Origin of the sequence: Streptomyces graminilatus, assembly GCF_001418565.1 — a bacterium.
In the GTDB taxonomy this organism is placed as follows: Bacteria; Actinomycetota; Actinomycetes; order Streptomycetales; family Streptomycetaceae; genus Streptomyces; species Streptomyces graminilatus.
In genome coordinates, this window is record NZ_LIQQ01000261.1 from 1 (window position 1) to 18,760 (window position 18,760).

The window sequence follows — 18,760 nt, forward strand, 5'->3', positions numbered from 1 at the left end:
CGCCCGGGGGGAGCTGGTGGTTCGGGGGCGCCTTGGGAGTAGCCGAGGGTTGAGGGCCTCGGAGTGGCCGAGGGCTGGGGCTCTGGGTCAGGGCGAGTTGGGGAGGTTTGGGGCGAGTTGGGGCCCAAGGGTCAGGACTTCTCCGGCAGGAGGTTTCTGACATGCGTTTTGATGTAGTCCTTGAGTGAATTCCTGCTGTACCTCCCACCGACCAGCCCGCACTCGATCGCCTCACTTACGATCATCCCCAGCTTGTCGCCGGTTGGATTGAACTTGCTCCTCGTGCACCCCTCGGCCGCAAGCCTTTCGGCAAGCCATTTCGTCAGTCCGACGGAATCCAGCACTTCGCTCGTCTGAGCGGCTTCCTGCTTTCTCTTCGAGTTTGCTTCTTCGGATTTCTCCTCCTTCTGTTTCCGCGCTTCCTCCGATTTCTCGCGCCGCTTAATCATTTCAGCCCGTTCCGCGTGCTTTGCCTCCACGGCAGCTTGATGCGCTTCGGGAGTGGTGTCCAAAACTGTCGGAAGTCCCGCCAGCCGGAACGCCTCCAGCAGTCGCTTTCCGTCGTCCCAGACGATTCCTTCTCGGGCGATCTCGGCCATGTAATCTTCGTCCACGAACTGTGGCCGAGTTCCGGACGCCATCGGGCCGACCTTCCCGGGTGGCGCCATGACGAAGACCGGAAGGCTGCCGGCATCCTGCGCGGCCCCCTTCGCGTTCAGACGGTCGGACCACAGCGGAAGGTATCCCTGCGCGAGCGCATATGCGATCTCCCGCCCGTAGGCGCTCACCTGACCGGCGTGGGACTTTTCGTGATCCGTGGTCGGCTGCCCCTCCGCGGTGAGCTTTCGCAGGATGTTGCTCTTTCGCAGCGGAACATCGGTCAGGACAAATTTTCTACCGCTCACGTCCTCCAGCCACTTCTCGTTCCCCTTCCAGGTGTGCTTCCCGCCGTAATCGACCGGGTTGTACTTGGCACCGGCGGCCATATACCCCTCTTTCTGCTTGACCACCTCGTCCCCGGAAATTCCCCGCTGCTTCAGGAAGTCATCGAATCCCTGCTTCGTCGCGCCGCCTCGGAGCCGGTGAAGCACGGCCCAGTCCTTGGGGTTCACCGAGTCGACCGCGAATCTGTCCAGCTCCCGGTAAAGGTTGTTCACCGCGCCGAAGAGCTGGGCCGTGCCGAGACTCTTGTAGTTCACGGAGTCGAGATACCGCAGAATGAAGTCGAGCTTTTCGGCATTGCCGAACCGATCGGCCCCCTGCTCCTCCTTCAGCTTTTGTCCGGCCTTCTGCCAGTCCAGTTTCTCGCCCCCGATGAATATCGATCGCTGAATCATCGACTGCGTGGCATCGTGCGGTGTCCCGGCCGGGGTCCGGGTCGGCGCCGTCTCTGCCTCGCGTTGCACGACGGGACGGGACATGACGGCGTGGGCGTTGGCTTCCGCCGCCCGCTCGAAACGGTCGCCCGGGTCCGAGACCCGCGTCCCGTCGCCATGGTCGGTGCCGGCCACCGGCCCCTGGCGCTGCTGGATGACGTGCGTCAGTTCATGGGCAAGGGTGTGCTTGTCCGTACCGTTCCGGCCGATGACGACGTGGTTCCCGGAGGTGTAGGCGCGGGCGCCGAGTTCGGTCGCCGACCGCTGGGCCACGGTGTCGTCGTGGATCCGAACTCCGGTGAAGTCGGCGCCCAGCCGTGCTTCCATCTCGGTGCGCAGCGGTTCGGCCAGCCGTCGGCCCGGGGAGCGCAGCACCTGGTGCACGGTCGAGCGTTGCACCTCGACCCGCGCATCCCGCTCGCGCGCTTCGCGATGCGCGTCGTCCTGGGCATGCCGGTGCTGCTCCACGAGCCGGGCGACGACCGCGTTACCGATCGTCCGCTGGAGTGCGAGAACCGTCTCCGGGGTCAGGGAGGCCACAGGAGCCAGGGCGCCCAAGGGGGCCGCCAGCGGGGCCACGGAACTCAGGGGCAGCGCGATACCCGCCCCGGTTTCCGTACCCTCGTTCCGGACCGGCTGTCCGGCCGGCCTCCGGTGCGCCTCTTGCGGATCGTCGGCGTGGCCGCCGTTCTGCCGATGACCGTGCACGAGGGAGGCCTCCAGAGCGAGTCGCTGCGGCGCCCGCGCGGGGACGCTTCGGGCACGCTCAGCCGACAAGTGTCGACCACGGGACCGGGCCCGTGAAGACCCACGAGGACGGCCGAAAGGGCACTCCGGGCCGCCCGATCGGCGGGGCGGGGCCTGGTGCGGTTGACGCGGCCCCGCCCCCTGACCTGCGTACCGCTCCGAACCCGAGGACAATGGGCCCCGTCGGTCGGACATCGCCCACACACCGAAAGGTGGCGATCACCATGACTGAACACCCGCACGCGGCCCTCGTACGCAAGGGCTACGACGCCTTCTCGCGCGGTGACATGGACACACTGCGCGGACTGATGTCGGCGGACGCCACGCACCACGTACCCGGAAGCCACCACCTCTCCGGTGACTTCAAGGGGCAGGACGCGATCATCGACATGTACCGGCGGCTCGCCGAGGAGACGGCCGGGAGCCTGCGCGTGGTGGTGATGAACGTTCTCGTCGACGGCCGGGGACACGCGGTCTCCATGCACCGTTTCACCGCGGAGCGCGAGGGCCGGAAGATCGACGAGCCCGGCGGCATCGTCTTCCGGATCATCGGGGACAAGATCACCGACCTCGACGAGTGCGTCGAGGACATCGACCGCAGCAACGAGTTCTGGGGCTGAGTCACACCCTCCGGGCCTCCGGACTCGGCGACTCTCCGGACCTGCCGGGCGGGGCGCCCCCAGCAGTATTCCGGGCGCCCCGCCCGTCACACGTCACCGCGTCGCGGGCGGGCCGTTCCCGTGGTCAGGGCTGGTCGTACCAGGCGACCGACGCGATCCGCCAGCCCTCCGGGGTACGGACGAACTGGATGGTCTTGGTCCCGGCCCCCTCGAACGGTTGACCGTCCAGGATCCCGGACTTGCGGTACTCGCAGAACCGCGACGCGATGTCGCCCACGATCTCTGTCCGTCCGGAGGTCTCCCACTCGGAGAACTCGACGAGCCGACCGTCGGCCAGCAATCGCAGGCGGGGCTCGATGAACTCGTCCACGGTGTAGACCGTGAACTCCGGTCCGGTCTTCACGATCACACCGCCCGGAAGAACCAGCCGGCGGATCCGGTCCACGTCGGCGGCCCTGCCGCCCCGGTTGTCGAAGGTCTCGAAGAACTCGGCGGTCAGCATGTCAATTTTCGTCTTGGGCATGACATGACGTTAACATCGGTCGGTTCATTGGGTATCCCCCTACAGATCCGGAAAAGTCGGCCAACGCCGCCGAACGAGCTACTCCCCGGCGTTGTTCGCCCGCCATTCCTTGAAGTAGGCCTTCTTCAGGTCACCTTCGGTCGGGAATTTCCCGAATTCGATTGCCAGCGCGAGAACGTCTTCCACGGTGATGATCCGAAGATCGCGCTCCGCTGCGAGGGCCTGGCCGCCTTGGTCATCGATGGCGACCAGAACCTCGTGCCCCTTGTCCTGGTAATGCACTCCGTGAGCCACGACGACTGCTTCACCGAGATCCTTGGAATCCCGCAGAGCATCTTCGAGTTGACGACCTCGCACCTCCACGAAGACCTCAACCACACGCTCCGGTGCGGACTGGGCCTGGAGCGCCGGGAGGACCTTGATGCAGTCACTGTTGGTGAAGCGTGTCCATCTGAGCTTGAGCCCCTGATACTTCCTGTCCTTGCGGGCGACCTCGTCGCAGACCTCCTGCGGCACAAGGAGCACCAGTTCGGCCTTCTGCAACACGTCCACGAGGAGGCGTTGGAGATTTGCGCCGACGAAATGCACGCAGATAACCGCATCCAGAATACAGACGGGTTCGCGTTGCTCCAGCGAAGCATCCTCGCTGGATGCTTCTATCTGCTCCTCGGGCAATCCCCCACCCTTTCGACGCCTCGGCCGGGAATACTCTACTGCTCCTTCACCATCCCACGCGCAACCAACCGCGAGAGATTGGCACGCTTAACGTTCGGCGGGTTGGGAAGTATGCCGGCTTCCCTCAGTCTGACTTCCAGTTCTTCTGGACTGCTTCCTTCAAGAACAGCCAGTGCACGAACTCCAATCATGTTCTGCCGATACGCTTCGACAGCACGTTCAAGGATGCGCCGTGGGGCTCTCACCGCTTCAGCGGCTTCTTGTTCCTGTTTATATGCCGGCCCCCAGCCATATCGCTGCGCCAACTGGACCCCGGTCGGCCCTCGCAGCTCTTTTTTCTGCCTTTCCGTGATCAGTTTCATTGATTCGAGCTGGATGAGGACGACCATGAAGCTGACGCGGAAGTGGCGCGCCAGGAGCGCGGCCGTGCGTTCGTTCACCGGGGTACGTAGAGCGAACTTCTCGGCCGCCAGCCAGGTTTTGATTCCCTCCTCCGGAGCCAAGAGATGGCGGGCGAAGGCATCGCACCGCCGCTCTCCCGGGGTTCGCCCGTCGTTCAGCTCATGCACTTGGGCGCCGTCGTTCCACAGCAGGTGCCCAAGCTCGTGAGCGAAGCTGAACCGCTGGCGTTCCGGGACGTCACAGGCGCGGACAGCGATGAGTGTGGTCTCGCGTTCTGGATCTGTGGCGGTGAATCCGTCCGTGGCCTTCGGCAGCTTCAGCACCGCGGTGTCGACACCGGTGAGCTGCTCGATCAGCTCATCCACATCAGCGATGGGCGCGATGCCGAGGTTCAGGGCCGTCCGTACCCGGTGCGCCAGTTCTCTCGCCTGGCGCTCCTCGGGCAACCCCTCGTCCGGCACAGGCAAGAAACCGGCCGGCTTGCGCTGCTGGAGCGCGGCAGGCCCGAGCTTGTCCAGGCGGGCATCGAGTTCAAGCACTTCAAGCGTGTGCCGCAGGGCCTCCTCGCGTTCCTCGGTCACCGCATCGTCGGCCCTTGCCGCGATGCGCACTCTGCTGCGGACAGGATTCCCGCTGGTCAGCAGCCGCACGGGGATGTCCAGCGCGACCGCGAGACGATCCAGCTCAGCGAGCGTGACGTTGGCGCGGGCACCGTTCTCGATGCGAGTCAATGTCGGTTGGGAGAGGTGAGCGCGAGCAGCGAGATCACGCTGGCTGAGCCCAGCACGTTCGCGCTCGCGGCGGATCCGCTCCCCCACAAGCTTGAGATCCACGTAGCACCTCCTTCTGAATCAATTCTACCGGCCTGATTCACGACGGCCAGTGAAATGTCTATCACCAGACACTGACAAGAGCCTGCCTGGACCAGGACGCCCTTGAGAAACGCCTCGCCCTGCCTCTACCCTCAAGACAGCGATATCTCTGACTGAGTCAACCAAGGTGGCCTTGTGACCGTTCAGGACCTTCGTTCCTTCAACCGCTTCTATACGAACGTCATCGGCGCCCTCGACTACAGCAGCCGCCTCTACGCCCCCTACACCCTCACCGAGGCCCGCGTCCTCTACGAGCTCGCGCACTCCAGCCGTACCGACGCCGTCGATCTCCGTGCCGAACTCACCCTGGACGCCGGGTACTTGAGTCGTATCCTCAACAAGTTCGAGCAGGACGGGCTGGTCGAGCGGGCGCCGTCCGAGCGGGACACCCGGCGGCGGCGTGTCACGCTCACCGGGCGGGGGCGCGAGACCGCGCGGCTGTTGAACGAGCGGTCCACGGAGGCCATCGCCTCCCTGCTCGCCACCGTGCCCGCCGCCGACCGGCCCCGGCTCACGGAGGCGCTGCACACGGTCCGCTCGCTCCTCTCCGGCGGGCGGCCCCCGCGCCGCGAGGACGTCGTGCTGCGTGAGCCCGACCCCGGTGACCTCGGCTGGATCGTGCAGCGCAACGCGGCGCTGTATTCGGCCGAGTACGGCTTCAACACCGACTACGAGGGGCTGGTCGCCCGTATCGTCGCCGACTTCGCCGAGGACCACGACCCGCATCTCGAACGGGTGTGGATCGCCGAACTGGACGGGCGGCCCGTCGGGTGCGTGATGTGCGTACGGGACGAGGTGCCCGGGACGGCCCGGCTGCGGCTGCTGCTCGTAGAGCCGGAGGCGCGCGGGCTCGGTATCGGCGACCGGCTCGTCTCGGCTGTCGTCGGCTACGCCCGCGAGGTCGGCTACCGCGAACTCGTCCTGTGGACCAACGACGTACTCACCGCCGCCCGCCGCATCTACCAGCGCCACGGCTTCGTCCTCGACACCGAGAAGCCCCACCGTTCCTTCGGCAGGGACCTGGTCGGCCAGGACTGGCGACTGGATCTGGATGCGGATGTGGACGCACATGTGGATGTGGATCTCCGCTCGGAGACCGCTACGGAACCGGCCGAAACGGTGGAGTGACGGCTAGGGTCGCTCGTATGAAACTGGCGTTCTCCACCCTCGGCGTCCCCGGTCTCCCCATCCCCGATGTGCTGCGGCTCGCGACGGCCCACGGCTACCACGGCGTCGAACTGCGCACGCACCCCGAAGAACCCGTCCACCTCGGTCTCGGCCTCGCCGAACGAGCCGATGTGGCAGCGGAGTTCAAGGCGTCCGGCGTCGAGATCCTCGGCCTCGCCGGGTACGTGCGGGTCGCGGCGCCCGGCGACGACGAGCCCGTGCTCGCCGAGCTTCGCGCGCTCCTCGAACTCGCCCGCGACCTGGGCGTCCCGTTCGTCCGTGTGTTCCCCGGCGGCGGCACCGACCAGAGCCCGGCGGAAGCCGACGCGACGGCGGCCCGCAGGCTCGGCACGGCCGCCGAGTACGCGGCCGACTACGGCGTACGGATCCTGCTGGAGACCCACGACTCGCATCGCACAGGCGCCGACGCGATCCGAATCCTGGGCCCGGTCGGACACCGCCAGGCGGGCGCGCTGTGGGACGTCATGCACACCTGGCTCGGCGGTGAGCAGCCGGCGGACACCTTCGCGGCCCTCTCCCCGCACCTGGGATACGTGCAGGTCAAGGACATCGCCTCGGCCGAGGACACCACCCCGGTGGCACTGGGCGCGGGCGTCCTGCCGCTCGGCGAGTGCGTCGAGGTGCTCTCCCGGCACAACTGGGACGGCTGGCTGTGCTGGGAGTACGAGAAGCGGTGGTACGAGGCCGCCGCACCCCTGGAGGGTCTCCTGGACGCCGGCCGCGAGCACCTCACCCGACTGCTCACCGAGTCGGCCTGAGACAGCCGACCGGTACCGGCCTAGCCGAGTACGTCCCGCAGCTTGCCGAACGCCTCATGGAACCCGGGGAACGTCTTCCGTACGCACCCCGGGTCGTCGAAGGTGATCCCGGGCACGCGCAGGCCGGTCACCGCGAAGGACATGACGATGCGGTGGTCGCCGTACGACTTGATGTCCGCGCCCTGGGCAAGGGCCTCGCCGGCCGCCGCGGGGTGGATCTCGATCCAGTCGGGGCCGGTCTCCACCCGTACGCCCAGCCGCCGGAGGTTCTCCGCGCAGGCCTCCAGGCGGTCGCACTCCTTCACGCGCGTGTTGGCCACGTCCTCGATGCGTACGGGGCCGGAGGCGAAGGGCGCGATCGCCGCCAGGGTCGGCATGGTGTCGGAGATGTCCCGCATGTTGACCGTCAGGCCCCGCAGTTCGCCGGTTCCGGTGACCGTCGTACGGTCGTCCGCGACCTCCACCCGGGCGCCCATCCGGCGCAGTACGTCGACGAAGCCCAGGTCGCCCTGGAGCGCGCCGGTGCCGAGACCGGGGACCGTCACCTCGCCGCCGGTGAGGGCCGCCGCCGCGAAGAAGTAGCTGGCGGTGGAGGCGTCGGGCTCGACGGCGTAGGTGGTGGCCCGGTAGCCGCCGGGCGGGACCACGAACACGTCGCCGTCCACCCGTACCTCGGCGCCGAACGCCCGCATCATCGCCGTGGTGATCTCGACGTACGGCGCCGAGACCAGGTCCGTCACACGGATGCGCAGGCCCTGGCGGGTCAGCGGGCCGAGGAGGAGCAGCGCGGTGAGGTACTGGGACGACTCGCCCGCGTCGAGGGTGACGTTCCCGCCCTTCACACCGGTCGCCGTGACCGTCAGCGGGTGGTGCCCCTCCTTCTCCTCGTGCCGCAGGTCCACGCCCAGGTCGCGCAGGGCGCGGGTGAGGGGGGCGAGGGGGCGGCGGCGCATCTGGGCGGAGGCGTCGAAGCGGTAGGTGCCGTGGCCGGTGGCGGCGAGGGCCGGGAGGAAGCGGGCGGTCGTGGCGCCGTCGCGGCACTGGATGTCGGCCTCGGTGGCCGCCGGGCCCTGCGGGCGGCCGTCGATCTGCCAGGCGCCCGGGGTCCGTCCGACCCGGTAGCCGAGAGCGACCAGGCCCTCGGCGAAGCCCTCCGAGTCGTCCGAGCGCAGGGGGCGTACGAGGGTGGTGACCCCGTCGGCTGCCGCGGCGAGGAAGAGGGCGCGGGCGGTGATGGACTTGGAACCGGGGATGTCTACGACGGCCATGGTCCTATGCTGGCCCGGCCTGCGGCCCGCGTGCCGGAACGTCCGCGAAATGGACCATGAACGTCGTCGTTCCCCGGGGGAGCCGCTAGGGGTTGTCGGGTCGGCTGCGGCGCCGTCGTAGCTTGTCGCGCAGTTCCCCGCGCCCCCGAGAGGGGGGCTTCGCCCCCCCCATCTTTCACTCCCCTACCAGCGAGCCGTCACCGGCGCGTCCCCCTCCGTCGCGCCGGTGGCGGACCCTTTACTTCTCGGAAGGTTCCTTCACGAAGTAAGGAGCGCCTTCGTGCGCGACCACGCCGAGCAGGACAGAACCAATTCCCGCCCTTCCAGACGCGCCCTTCTCGCCGCGACCGCCGGCACCGGCGCCTCGCTCGCCCTCGGAGGTGAAGCGCGTCCGTACGACAGTGACGACAGTGACGCGCGCCTCCGCCGGATCGTGTCCCGGATGACCCTGGAGGAGAAGGTCGGGCAACTGTTCGTCATGCGGGTGTACGGGCATTCCGCCACCGCGCCCGACCAGGCCGACGTCGATGCCAACCTCGCGGAGATCGGCGTACGGACGGCGGCCGAACTCGTCGCCAAGTACCGGGTCGGCGGGATCATCTACTTCTCCTGGGCGCACAACACCCGAGATCCGCATCAGATCGCCGACCTGAGCAACGGCATCCAGCAGGCCTCCCTCGCCCTTCCCCGTGGGCTGCCCGTCCTCATCTCCACCGACCAGGAGCACGGGATCGTCGCCCGCGTCGGCCGGCCCGCCACCCTCCTCCCCGGAGCCATGGCCCTCGGCGCGAACGGCTCACGCGCCGACGCGCTGACCGCCGGCCGTATCGGCGGCGCCGAACTGCGCGCCCTCGGCATCCGCCAGGACTACGCGCCCGTGGCCGACGTGAACGTCAACCCGGCCAATCCGGTGATCGGCGTACGGTCGTTCGGCGCGGACCCGAAGGCCGTGGCCGGGCTGGTCGCGGCGCAGGTCACGGGGTATCAGCGGGCGTCCGTCGCCGCCACCGCCAAGCATTTCCCGGGGCACGGGGACACCGCCGTCGACAGCCACTACGGCTTCCCCGTCATCGAGCACACGCGCGAGCAGTGGAGCACGGTCGACGCGCCGCCGTTCCGGGCCGCGATCCGCGCGGGCGTCGACTCGATCATGACCGCGCACATCATGGTCCCGTCCCTCGACGGCTCCGGCGACCCCGCCACCCTGTCCCGTCCGATCCTCACCGGGATCCTGCGCGGCGAACTCGGCTACGACGGAGTCGTGGTCACCGACTCGCTGAGCATGCAAGGCGTACGGGAGAAGTACGGCGACGACCGTGTTCCGGTGCTCGCGCTGAAGGCCGGGGCCGACCAACTGCTCAACCCGCCGTCGATCGACCTCGCCTGGAACGCGGTCCTCGCGGCCGTACGGCAGGGCGAGCTGACCGAGGAGCGCCTCGATACGTCCCTGCTGCGCGTCCTGCGGCTGAAGGGCCGGCTCGGGCTGCTCGACCGGCCGTACGTCACCCGTGCCGGGGTCGACCGGGCCGTCGGTGTCCGGGGCCATCTCCTCGCCGCCGACCGGATCGCCGAGCGGTCCACCACCCTCCTCGTCAACGAGGGGAGGACGCTGCCCCTGTCCCGGGTGACCCAGAAGAGGGTGCTCGTCGTCGGGGCCGATCCCGCGTCGCCGTCCGGCACCACCGGGCCGCCGACCACCGTGCTGGCCAGGGCCCTCACCGAACTGGGCTTCACCGCCACCGCCCTGCCGACCGGCACCGACCCCACCCCCGCCGACATCGCGCGCGCCGTCGCCGCCTCCGCCGGTGAGGTGGACGCGGTGGTCGTCGGGACGTACAACCTGAGCGGCGCGAGCAGTCAGCGGACCCTCGTCACCGCACTCCTCGCCACCGGGCGCCCCGTGGTGTGCGTGGCCGTCCGCAACCCCTACGACGTGGCCCAACTACCCGCCGTACAAGCCTACTTGGCCACCTACTCCTGGACCGACACCGAACTCCGGGCCGCCGCCCGGGTGATCGCGGGACGCGTCCGGCCGCGCGGAAGGCTGCCGGTGCCGGTGTTGCGGGCGGAGGATCCGACGCGGGTCCTGTATCCGATCGGTCACGGACTGTCGTACTAGAGAGTGGAGGCCGATAGGCGTACGTGCCGTACGTCGCACAATTCGCACACCCCCCTCAATAGGAGCAAAAAGGCTGAACTTCCGGCGTGGCTCTGGCGGTGCGGGCCACGCTGGGTGCGGGTACTCGGGGGGATGCGATGCGCGAAGTGCGTTCTGTGGGGCCCAAAGGGGCCCTGGGAGTGGTGGGGTCCGTGGGAGTGGTGTGCGTGCGGGTGGTCACCTGTGCGCTGCTGATACTGGTCGCGGTGTTCGCGGCGACCGGGTGTCAGCGGTCGTCGGAAGGTTCGGCGGGCAGCTCTGCCTCGGAGGCGACCTCGGGGGCCGCCGACGGTACGGTCGTCGACCAGCGGCCCGCGCGGCCCCGGCCCACCGGCTACGGCACCGTCTTCCTCTCGATCGACGAGTGCAGCTCCTTCGGCATCACCAGTTTCACGGAGGTGCCCTGCACCAGCGAGCGGGCGGCGGCCCGGGTCGTCGCCCGGTACGACGGCGGGGTGGCCGAGGGCCCGGTGTGCCCGGCGACCACCGACTTCGTGCTGCACATCAGCGAACAGCGGCCCGCCTCCGACGAGGACGGCGACGGGGCCGTCCCCCAGGGCTACGCCTGTATGCGCAACCTCCAGGCCCCGCACCCCGGGGACCCGGGCGGCGGCGGAGGCCCGCGCACGATCGTCGGCGACTGCGTGTACAGCGCCGGGCGCGGGGAGGTGCGCGAGACGGCGTGCGACGGGAAGGGCGAGCGGAAGCCCGAGTACCGGGTGACCGAGGCCGTCGGCAAGCGCGTCGACTGCCCTGTCTCCACCGCCCTTTACGTGCGGCTGGGCGGGGAACGGCCGGTGGGGTGCGCGAAGCCGGTGTGAGGTGACAGTGGAGCGGCCCGGTGACGGATGCCACCGGGCCGGGTCCACTTCTCGATCAACTGCCCTTGTTCTACAAGGACGTTACGGCCGTTACGGCCGTACGGAGTGCTCCCGCTCGACGCCGCGCCGGTCGAGTCGCGCGTCGTACGTCGCCAGCGGCCTGGCCGCCGACGGGTTCGCCTTGACGGTGGCCGGGGCGACGCCGGCCCACTCCAGGATGCGGGCCGTGGCGAGCGCCTTCTGCTCGGGGACCAGACCCGCGACGTTCGCGCCGTGGTTCATGCCGGGGGCGAAGAACACATACGAGTCCTTCGCGCCCTTGCCGACGCGGAACGGCTCGGCACCCCACGGGTCGTTCTGCCCGTACACGAACAGCATGTGCCGGGCACGGTGCTTGACCCAGTTGTCGACGTCACGCATCGCCCACTGCTGGAACTTCATCGGGATGTCCCGGGGGACGAAGTTCCGGGGCGGCTGGTAGCCGTAGCGGACGTACTTCTTCTCGATGTGCGGGAACTTGATGTCGGGCGCGCCGAGCTGGGTGCCCGCCTGGTAGTAGTACGGCGTGTAGCGCTCCAGGCCCTGGTCGGCGTAGGCGGAGAACCCGGAGATCGTGTCGACCGAGGTCCAGATGTCGTCGTCGGTCGCGGTCTTCGCGTCCGCCGGGACGGACTCGCAGTCGGCGAGCAGGCTGTACTGCCAGAAGCCCCAGACGTAGTCGAGGACGACGGCCTCGTACGCCCGGTCCAGGCCGCCGATGGTGTTGAAGGTGAGGCCCTCGGCGGCGGCGAACTCCGCGTACTTCTTCTCCAGCGGCTCCCGGCGCACGAGCGCCTCGCGCTGTACGGCGTTCAGCCGGTCGCGGCACTCCTTGGTGCCGACGCCCGCGAAGAACCTGTCGTACGCCGAGTCCTCGTTGTTCACCACGTCGTTGGGGGCGACGTACGCGACGACGCCGTCCATGTCATGGGGGTGGAAGCGCTCGAAGTAGGTGGCGGTCATGCCGCCCTTCGAACCGCCCGTGGCCAGCCACTTCTTGGTGTAGATCTTCTTCAGCGCCCTGAAGACACGGTGCTGGTCGTCGGCCGCCTGCCGGATGTCCAGCTTGGACCAGTCGGCCGGGGCGGGCCGGGACGGCGTGAAGAAGCGGTACTCCAGGGAGACCTGGTTGCCGTCGACGATCCGCGTCGGCTCGCTGCGACTCGGGGTCGTGCTGACGTTGTACCCGCTGGTGAAGAAGACCGTCGGGCGCGAGACGTCCTTGTGCAGGATGGTGATGCGCTGCTGGAACGTGCCCTTGGACGGGTGCCGGTGGTCGACCGGCTGGGTGTAGTTGAGGACGAAGTACCGGTAGCCGGTGTACGGCTTCTCCTGGATCAGGCTCATGCCCGGGATCGCGAGGAGCTGGTCCTTGATGTCCGAACCGGTCTTGTCCGAACTGGTCTTGCTGGTACTGCTCTTGGTGCCGGATATGGCCTCCGACTGAGCGGCGGTCGCCGCCTCCGCCGTACTCACCGTGCCGCCGATCACGGCCAGTGCGAGCAGCCACCTGAGCGCCTTGCGCATGCACCCTCCCCTATGAAACATCTGTGCGCCGGAAGCTATCGGAGCAACTGGCGGCACACCAGGGGAGATAGGGAAATCCCTCGGGCCGGGGATCGGTAAATAGGGGTTCAGGGGGAGGCTCAGAGCCGGATCCAGCCGGAGCTGACCGATCCCTTGCCGACCGCGCCCTCGATCCACACCTGCCGTCGCCCCGCGTACACGGTCACCGGGCCTGCCCGCTTCGTGTAGTGGCCCTCGTCGACGACCGGACGCCCGCCGCGCGCCCGCAGGCTCACCGACATCCACTGCGGGGCACCCTGCCGCTTGGGCACGGTCACCGCGCAGACATAGCCGCCGTTCCGGTAGACACGCACCTCGCCCGTGGCGAAGGCCAGTGTCCGCGCCTTGCGGCCGGAGCACCCGTTGGAATTCGAGGCGGTCGAAACACTCGGGGCCCCCGAGGCCGCTTCCGCCGTGACCGGGCTCGCGAGGGACAGCATCCCGGACGCGGTCAGCACGGCCAGCCCGAGCGCCAGCCGCCGCCGTACCGAACCACCACTCACCGAGTCCCCCTCCAGCGACCGCCCATGACTCCAGCCGTGCGTCCGTACTGATGTACGGACGCACGACACCCTCGAACGGTTGCGCCAACTGTCCTGCCGGCCGCCGGACCCGCCAGGCACCCCAGGCCCGCCGCCGACCGCTCAGCGGCCCGAGACGACCGGTTCCTCCGGTTCCGGCGCGCCCACGAAAGTCCGCCACAACTCGGCGTATCGGCCGCCCAGTTGGAGCAGTTCCTCGTGGGTGCCGTCCTCCGCGACCCGGCCGTGATCCATGAGCACGACCCGGTCGGCGCGGGCCGCCGTGGTCAGGCGGTGGGCGACGACCAGGGTGGTACGGCGGCCCGCGAGACGGTCGGTCGCCATGTTGACCTGGGCCTCCGTGGCCAGGTCGAGGGCGGCCGTCGCCTCGTCGAGGAGCAGGATGTCCGGGTCGACCAGTTCGGCGCGGGCCAGCGCGATCAGCTGCCGTTGCCCGGCGGACAGGTTGCGTCCGCGCTCGGCGACGTCGTGCAGGTAGCCGCCCTCCAGCGTGGCGATCATGTCGTGCGCCCCGACCGCCCTGGCCGCCGCCTCCACCTGGGCGTCGGTGGCGTCCGGCCGCCCGTACGCGATGGCGTCCCGCACGGTCCCCTGGAACAGGTACGCCTCCTGCGGCACGACCCCGAGGCGGTGCCGGTACGAGGTGATGCCGAGGTCGCGCAGATCGGTGCCGTCGACGGTGACCCGGCCGCCGGTCGGGTCGTAGAAGCGGGCGACCAGCTTCACGAGCGTCGACTTGCCGGCGCCCGTCTCCCCGACGAAGGCGACGGTCTGCCCGGCAGGGATGACCAACTGGACACCGCTGAGCGCCTCTTCATCATCGCCGTACGCGAAGTCCACGTCCTCGAAGACGATGTCACCGCGCAGGGAGAGCACCTCCAGCGGCTCCTCGGCGGCCTCGGTCGAGGTCCGCTCCTGGAGGAGTTCCTGGATACGGCCCAGCGAGACCGTCGCCTGCTGGTACCCGTCGAAGACCTGCGAGAGCTGCTGCACGGGCGCGAAGAACAGGTCGATGTAGAGGAGGTAGGCGACCAGCGCACCCGTCGTCAGGGTGCCGTTCTCGATCCGCCCCGCCCCCACGATCAGCACAGCCGCCGCCGCGACCGAGGCCAGGAGCTGCACGAAGGGGAAGTACACGGAGATCAGCCACTGCCCCCGGACCCGCGCCCGGCGGTAACCGTCACTGCCCTCCGCGAACCGCTCGTTCCCCGTCCGCTCGCCCTGGAATGCCTGCACGATCCGCAGCCCGGACACCGACTCCTGGAGGTCGGCGTTGACCACGGACACCCGCTCACGGGCGAGTTCGTACGCCTGCACGCTCGCCCGGCGGAAGTAGAACGTGCCGACGACCAGCACCGGGATGGTGACGAACACGACGAGCGCGAGCTGCACGTCGATCACCACCAGGGCGACCATGATGCCGAAGAAGGTGACGACGGAGACGAAGGCGGTGACGAGTCCCGTCTGCAGGAACGTCGACAGCGCGTCGACGTCGGTCGTCATCCTCGTCATGATCCGCCCGGTCAACTCCCGTTCGTAGTAGTCGAGTCCGAGGCGCTGGAGCTGGGCGAAGATCTTCAACCGGAGGGCGTACAGCACGCGTTCGCCGGTACGGCCCGTCATGCGCATCTCGCCGATCTGCGCCGCCCACTGGACGAAGACGGACACCAGGGCGAGCCCGGCGGCCACCCACACCGCGCCCAGGGCGAGTTGGGAGACACCCGAGTCGATGCCGTGCCGGATCAGGATCGGCAGGAGCAGCCCCATCCCGGCGTCCACGGCGACCAGACCGAGGCTCACCAGCAGGGGCAGCCCGAAGCCGCGCAGCAGCCGCCGCAGCCCGTACGACTCCTCGGGTGTGACCGCGCGGGCCTCGTCGACGCCCGGGGTGTCGGCGGCCGGGGGCAACGCCTCGACCTGGGCGAGGAGTTCGGGTGTGGCCGGCATCCCGGCGAACGCGGTGTCCTTGGGCCGGCGGTCCCCGTTCCACAGCCTGGGGGTGACCCCGCGTTCGGCGTCGAACTCGGCGTCCAGCTCGTCCCGTACGGAGGTGTCCTCGGGCGGAGCGGAGGGCAGGGTGCGGCCGGGCGAGACGCCGCCCAGCTCGTCCGGGTCGGTCAGCAGCCGCCGGTACAGGGCGGAGCGGGCCTGGAGCTCGTCGTGGGTACCGATGTCGGCGAGGCGTCCACCGTCGAGGACGGCGATGCGGTCGGCGAGGCCGAGGGTGGACCGGCGGTGGGCGATGAGGAGAGTCGTCCGGCCCTCCATGACCTGCTTCAGCGCCTCGTGGATCTCGTGCTCGACGCGTGCGTCCACGGCGGAGGTGGCGTCGTCGAGGACGAGGAGCCGGGGGTCGGTGAGGATGGCGCGGGCGAGTGCGACGCGCTGGCGCTGGCCGCCGGAGAGGGTGAGGCCGTGCTCGCCGACCTTGGTGTCGTAGCCGCCCGGCAGCTCGGCGATGAAACGGTCCGCCTGGGCGGCGCGCGCGGCGGTGAGGATCTGCTCGTCGGTGGCGTCCGGGCGGCCGTACGCGATGTTGTTGCGGACGGTGTCGGAGAAGAGGAACGAATCTTCCGGGACGAGTCCGATCGCGGCCCGGAGCGAGTCGAGGGTCAGCTCGCGGACGTCGTGGCCGCCGATGAGGACCGCGCCGTGCGTCACGTCGTAGAAGCGCGGGAGGAGGAGGGAGACGGTCGACTTGCCGGAGCCGGAGGAGCCGACGACGGCGAGGGTCTCGCCGGGCCGGATCTCGAAGCTGAGCCCGGAGAGCACGGGCCGGTCGTCCGCGTACCCGAACGACACGTCGTCGAACTCGACGGTGGCGGGCGCGTCGGCGGGCAGCTCCTTGTGCCCGTCGGAGAGGGAGGGCTTGGTGTCGATCAGTTCCAGCACCCGCTCGGTACCGGCCCGCGCCTGCTGCGCGACCGTCAGCACCATGGCGAGCATGCGCACCGGCCCGACGAGCTGGGCGAGATAGGTGGAGAAGGCGACGAACGTACCGAGCGTGATGTGCCCGCCCACGGCCAGCCAGCCGCCCACCGCGAGCATGGCGACCTGCCCGAGCACGGGCACGGCCTGGAGGGCCGGGGTGTAGACGGAGTTCAGCCGGATGGTCCGCAGGCGCCCGGCGAAGAGCCGCCGCCCGACCTCCCGGAGCTTCCCGGTCTCCTGGTCCTCCTGCCCGAACCCCTTCACCACGCGTACGCCGGTCACCGCGCCGTCCACGACACCCGCGACGGCGGCGGCCTGGGCCTGCGCGTACCAGGTGGCCGGGTGGAGCTTCGTACGGCTGCGCTTGGCGACGACCCAGAGGGCGGGGGCGACGGCGAGCGCGACCAGGGTGAGCGGCAGCGACAGCCAGGTCATGATCGCGAGGGAGATCACGAAGAGCAGCACGTTCCCGAGGGTCATCGGGAGCATGTAGAAGAGGCTCTGGATCAGCTGGAGGTCGCTGGTGGCCCGCCCGACGATCTGCCCGGTCGACAGCTCGTCCTGGCGGCGCCCGTCGAGCCGGGTGATCGTCCCGAACATCTCCGTCCGCAGGTCGTACTGGACGTCGAGGGCGAGCCGGCCGCCGTAGAAGCGGCGGATGTAGGTGAGGACGTAGACGAGCACGGCGGAGACGACGAGCGCGCCGGCCCAGGGGCCCATGGAGCGGGTCTTGTCACCGATGACGTCGTCGATGATCACCTTGGTGATCAGCGGGACCAGCGCCATGAGGGCCATCCCGCCCAGGGACGCCCCCAGGGACAGCACGACGTCCTTCGGATACCGCCAGGCGTACCCGAGCAGCCGCCGCGCCCATCCCGGTACCGGTACGGGTTCCGTCGCCGGTACGGGTTCCGTCGCCGGTACCGGTACGGGTTCCGCTGCCGGTTCCGGTCCCTGTTTCGGCTTCCGCCCCCGTGCCTCTGTCACTCCGGTGCCTTTCGTAGATCCGCGCGTCCGTACTCCACCGGTAAGCACCAACGCGGGCGGAAGCGGATTTCATCCCTCCGCAACAGTCGGAGGCCGGGGTCGGGCGCGGCCGGACGCGGTCAGGCACTGTCAGACACGGTCAGGCGCGGTCAGGCGCGTACCCGCAGGTAGTAGAAGCGGGTCGTCTGTACGGCGTTCTGGTTGTCGTCGCTGACCAGGAGGACGTCGAGGCGCTTCCCGGTGCGGCCCGTGATCACCATGCCCTCGATGTTGTCGAGGAGGGGGTTCGGCTGGGGCTGCTTGGCGGTCGCTCCCAGTGACGGGCAGTTCACGAGGTCGGCGAGGAGGGTCTTCCTGACCAGGCGTACGCCCTTGCCCTGGCCGGTGAGGTTCGCGATGCCGCTCGTGTCGGTGGCGTGGCGCGGGTCGGCCAGATAGAGGCGGACGGTGTTGCCGACCCCGGCGGTGAAGCCGCGCTCCAGGACGAGGAACCGGCCGTCGGAGGTCGCGGCGACCTCGGGGACGCCCAGGCCGGTGTCGGTGCGGTAGGCGTACTGGGCGCCGAGCGCGAACCGCTTCTTCCCGTGCCGCTCCCAGGTCTGCCAGCGGACGATGCCGGTGGCGTCGCCGGAGATCGCGTACTCCATGGACGCGAGGAGCGTACGGCCGCCGGGGAGGAGGGTGAGCCCCTCGAAGGTCTGGTTGACGGTGGCACGGCCGGCCGGGGCGACCCGGAGCGCGTCCGGCACCGGGAGACGGTCGAGGACGCGTCCGTCGCGGGAGTAGCGGCGTACGGAGGGTTCCGTCTCGGAGGAGACGAGGCGGGTGCCGTCCCGGTCGACGGCCAGGCCCTCGGAGTCGAGCGGGGCGCCGCTCTCGTCGGCGAGGGGGACGACGCTCGTCGGGGCCAGGGTTCCCGGGTCGAGGGTGAAGAGGGAGGAGCGGTCGGAGAGGGCGGCGAGGGTGCCGTCACGGCCCACGGCGAGCGCGGAGAAGTTGCCGACGAAGGTGCCGTCGTACGTCGTCTTGTCGAGGGCGTCGGAGAAGCGGTCGATGGAGACGGCGGGCGAACAGGCTTTGGTGGCAGGTGAGTTGACGGAAGGGGAATTGGCCGAAGGGGAGTTGGCGTTCGCCGGTCCGACGGCGGTCAGGCAGCCGGCCGCCGCCAGTGCGGCGGTGAAGGTGGCGAAGAGGCTTCGCTGAGTGCGCAGGGGGCGAAGGAGTCGCAGAGGGCGTCGCAGGCTCATGGCGGTCACCGTAGATCGGGCCGGTGACCGCCGGGCGGCG

Annotated in this window: 14 protein-coding genes; 5 read left to right on the top strand and 9 right to left on the bottom strand. The window is 69.4% G+C overall.

Annotated elements, in window-relative coordinates:
* Positions 1-131: 131 nt before the first annotated feature.
* A complete protein-coding gene (locus tag AOK08_RS21980; RefSeq protein ID WP_241827047.1) occupies positions 132-1,916 on the bottom strand; it encodes an eCIS core domain-containing protein in 1,785 nt (594 codons plus the stop codon).
* 431 nt (positions 1,917-2,347) lie between these two features.
* Here AOK08_RS21980 and AOK08_RS21985 point away from each other — a divergent pair, with 431 nt between their 5' ends.
* Complete coding sequence (locus AOK08_RS21985; RefSeq protein WP_055528970.1) at positions 2,348-2,743, top strand: nuclear transport factor 2 family protein; 396 nt, start codon at positions 2,348-2,350, stop codon at positions 2,741-2,743.
* A 124-nt stretch (positions 2,744-2,867) separates the two neighbouring features.
* Here AOK08_RS21985 and AOK08_RS21990 read toward each other — a convergent pair whose 3' ends face one another.
* The 3 genes from AOK08_RS21990 to AOK08_RS43495 form a co-directional block, all read right to left on the bottom strand.
* Positions 2,868-3,266: a nuclear transport factor 2 family protein gene (locus AOK08_RS21990; protein WP_055528926.1), complete on the bottom strand. Its 399-nt coding sequence runs from the start codon at positions 3,264-3,266 to the stop codon at positions 2,868-2,870.
* Positions 3,267-3,344: 78 nt separating this feature from the next.
* A complete protein-coding gene (locus AOK08_RS21995) occupies positions 3,345-3,941 on the bottom strand; it encodes a PIN domain-containing protein (RefSeq protein WP_157876751.1) in 597 nt (198 codons plus the stop codon).
* A 35-nt stretch (positions 3,942-3,976) separates the two neighbouring features.
* Complete coding sequence (locus AOK08_RS43495) at positions 3,977-5,176, bottom strand: helix-turn-helix domain-containing protein (protein WP_079054191.1); 1,200 nt, start codon at positions 5,174-5,176, stop codon at positions 3,977-3,979.
* Positions 5,177-5,350: 174 nt separating this feature from the next.
* Between AOK08_RS43495 and AOK08_RS22005 the strand changes: the two genes are divergently transcribed.
* Positions 5,351-6,343: a bifunctional helix-turn-helix transcriptional regulator/GNAT family N-acetyltransferase gene (locus AOK08_RS22005; RefSeq protein ID WP_055528931.1), complete on the top strand. Its 993-nt coding sequence runs from the start codon at positions 5,351-5,353 to the stop codon at positions 6,341-6,343.
* 17 nt (positions 6,344-6,360) lie between these two features.
* Positions 6,361-7,161, top strand: a complete 801-nt coding sequence (locus AOK08_RS22010; protein WP_055528933.1) for a sugar phosphate isomerase/epimerase family protein — start codon at positions 6,361-6,363, stop codon at positions 7,159-7,161.
* A 20-nt stretch (positions 7,162-7,181) separates the two neighbouring features.
* Here AOK08_RS22010 and aroA read toward each other — a convergent pair whose 3' ends face one another.
* The gene (gene aroA, locus AOK08_RS22015) at positions 7,182-8,429 is read right to left on the bottom strand and encodes a 3-phosphoshikimate 1-carboxyvinyltransferase (protein WP_055528935.1); all 1,248 of its coding nucleotides are present in this window, start codon (positions 8,427-8,429) and stop codon (positions 7,182-7,184) included.
* A 280-nt stretch (positions 8,430-8,709) separates the two neighbouring features.
* Here aroA and AOK08_RS22020 point away from each other — a divergent pair, with 280 nt between their 5' ends.
* Positions 8,710-10,548, top strand: a complete 1,839-nt coding sequence (locus AOK08_RS22020; protein WP_055528937.1) for a glycoside hydrolase family 3 protein — start codon at positions 8,710-8,712, stop codon at positions 10,546-10,548.
* A 197-nt stretch (positions 10,549-10,745) separates the two neighbouring features.
* Positions 10,746-11,408: a hypothetical protein gene (locus AOK08_RS22025; RefSeq protein ID WP_055528938.1), complete on the top strand. Its 663-nt coding sequence runs from the start codon at positions 10,746-10,748 to the stop codon at positions 11,406-11,408.
* Positions 11,409-11,498: 90 nt separating this feature from the next.
* Here AOK08_RS22025 and AOK08_RS22030 read toward each other — a convergent pair whose 3' ends face one another.
* The 4 genes from AOK08_RS22030 to AOK08_RS22045 all read right to left on the bottom strand — a co-directional run bounded on the left by AOK08_RS22030 (position 11,499) and on the right by AOK08_RS22045 (position 18,720).
* Positions 11,499-12,974, bottom strand: coding sequence for a S28 family serine protease (locus AOK08_RS22030; RefSeq protein WP_055528940.1), 1,476 nt, complete (start codon positions 12,972-12,974; stop codon positions 11,499-11,501).
* Between the two features lie 119 nt (positions 12,975-13,093).
* Positions 13,094-13,516, bottom strand: a complete 423-nt coding sequence (locus tag AOK08_RS22035) for a hypothetical protein (RefSeq protein WP_055528942.1) — start codon at positions 13,514-13,516, stop codon at positions 13,094-13,096.
* A 141-nt stretch (positions 13,517-13,657) separates the two neighbouring features.
* Positions 13,658-17,347 carry an ABC transporter ATP-binding protein gene (locus AOK08_RS22040; RefSeq protein ID WP_055528972.1) on the bottom strand — a complete coding sequence of 1,230 codons (3,690 nt, stop codon included), beginning with the start codon at positions 17,345-17,347 and terminating at the stop codon, positions 13,658-13,660.
* Positions 17,348-17,622: 275 nt separating this feature from the next.
* Positions 17,623-18,720, bottom strand: coding sequence for an esterase-like activity of phytase family protein (locus tag AOK08_RS22045; RefSeq protein ID WP_055528944.1), 1,098 nt, complete (start codon positions 18,718-18,720; stop codon positions 17,623-17,625).
* Positions 18,721-18,760: the final 40 nt, after the last annotated feature.

Excerpts from the sequence above, each read along its gene's own strand:
- AOK08_RS21985 (WP_055528970.1), top strand. The coding sequence starts at position 2,348 with ATGACTGAACACCCGCACGCGGCCCTCGTACGCAAGGGCTACGACGCC.
- AOK08_RS21990 (WP_055528926.1), bottom strand. The coding sequence starts at position 3,266 with ATGCCCAAGACGAAAATTGACATGCTGACCGCCGAGTTCTTCGAGACC.
- AOK08_RS22010 (WP_055528933.1), top strand. The coding sequence starts at position 6,361 with ATGAAACTGGCGTTCTCCACCCTCGGCGTCCCCGGTCTCCCCATCCCC.
- aroA (WP_055528935.1), bottom strand. The coding sequence starts at position 8,429 with ATGGCCGTCGTAGACATCCCCGGTTCCAAGTCCATCACCGCCCGCGCC.
- AOK08_RS22030 (WP_055528940.1), bottom strand. The coding sequence starts at position 12,974 with ATGCGCAAGGCGCTCAGGTGGCTGCTCGCACTGGCCGTGATCGGCGGC.
- AOK08_RS22045 (WP_055528944.1), bottom strand. The coding sequence starts at position 18,720 with ATGAGCCTGCGACGCCCTCTGCGACTCCTTCGCCCCCTGCGCACTCAG.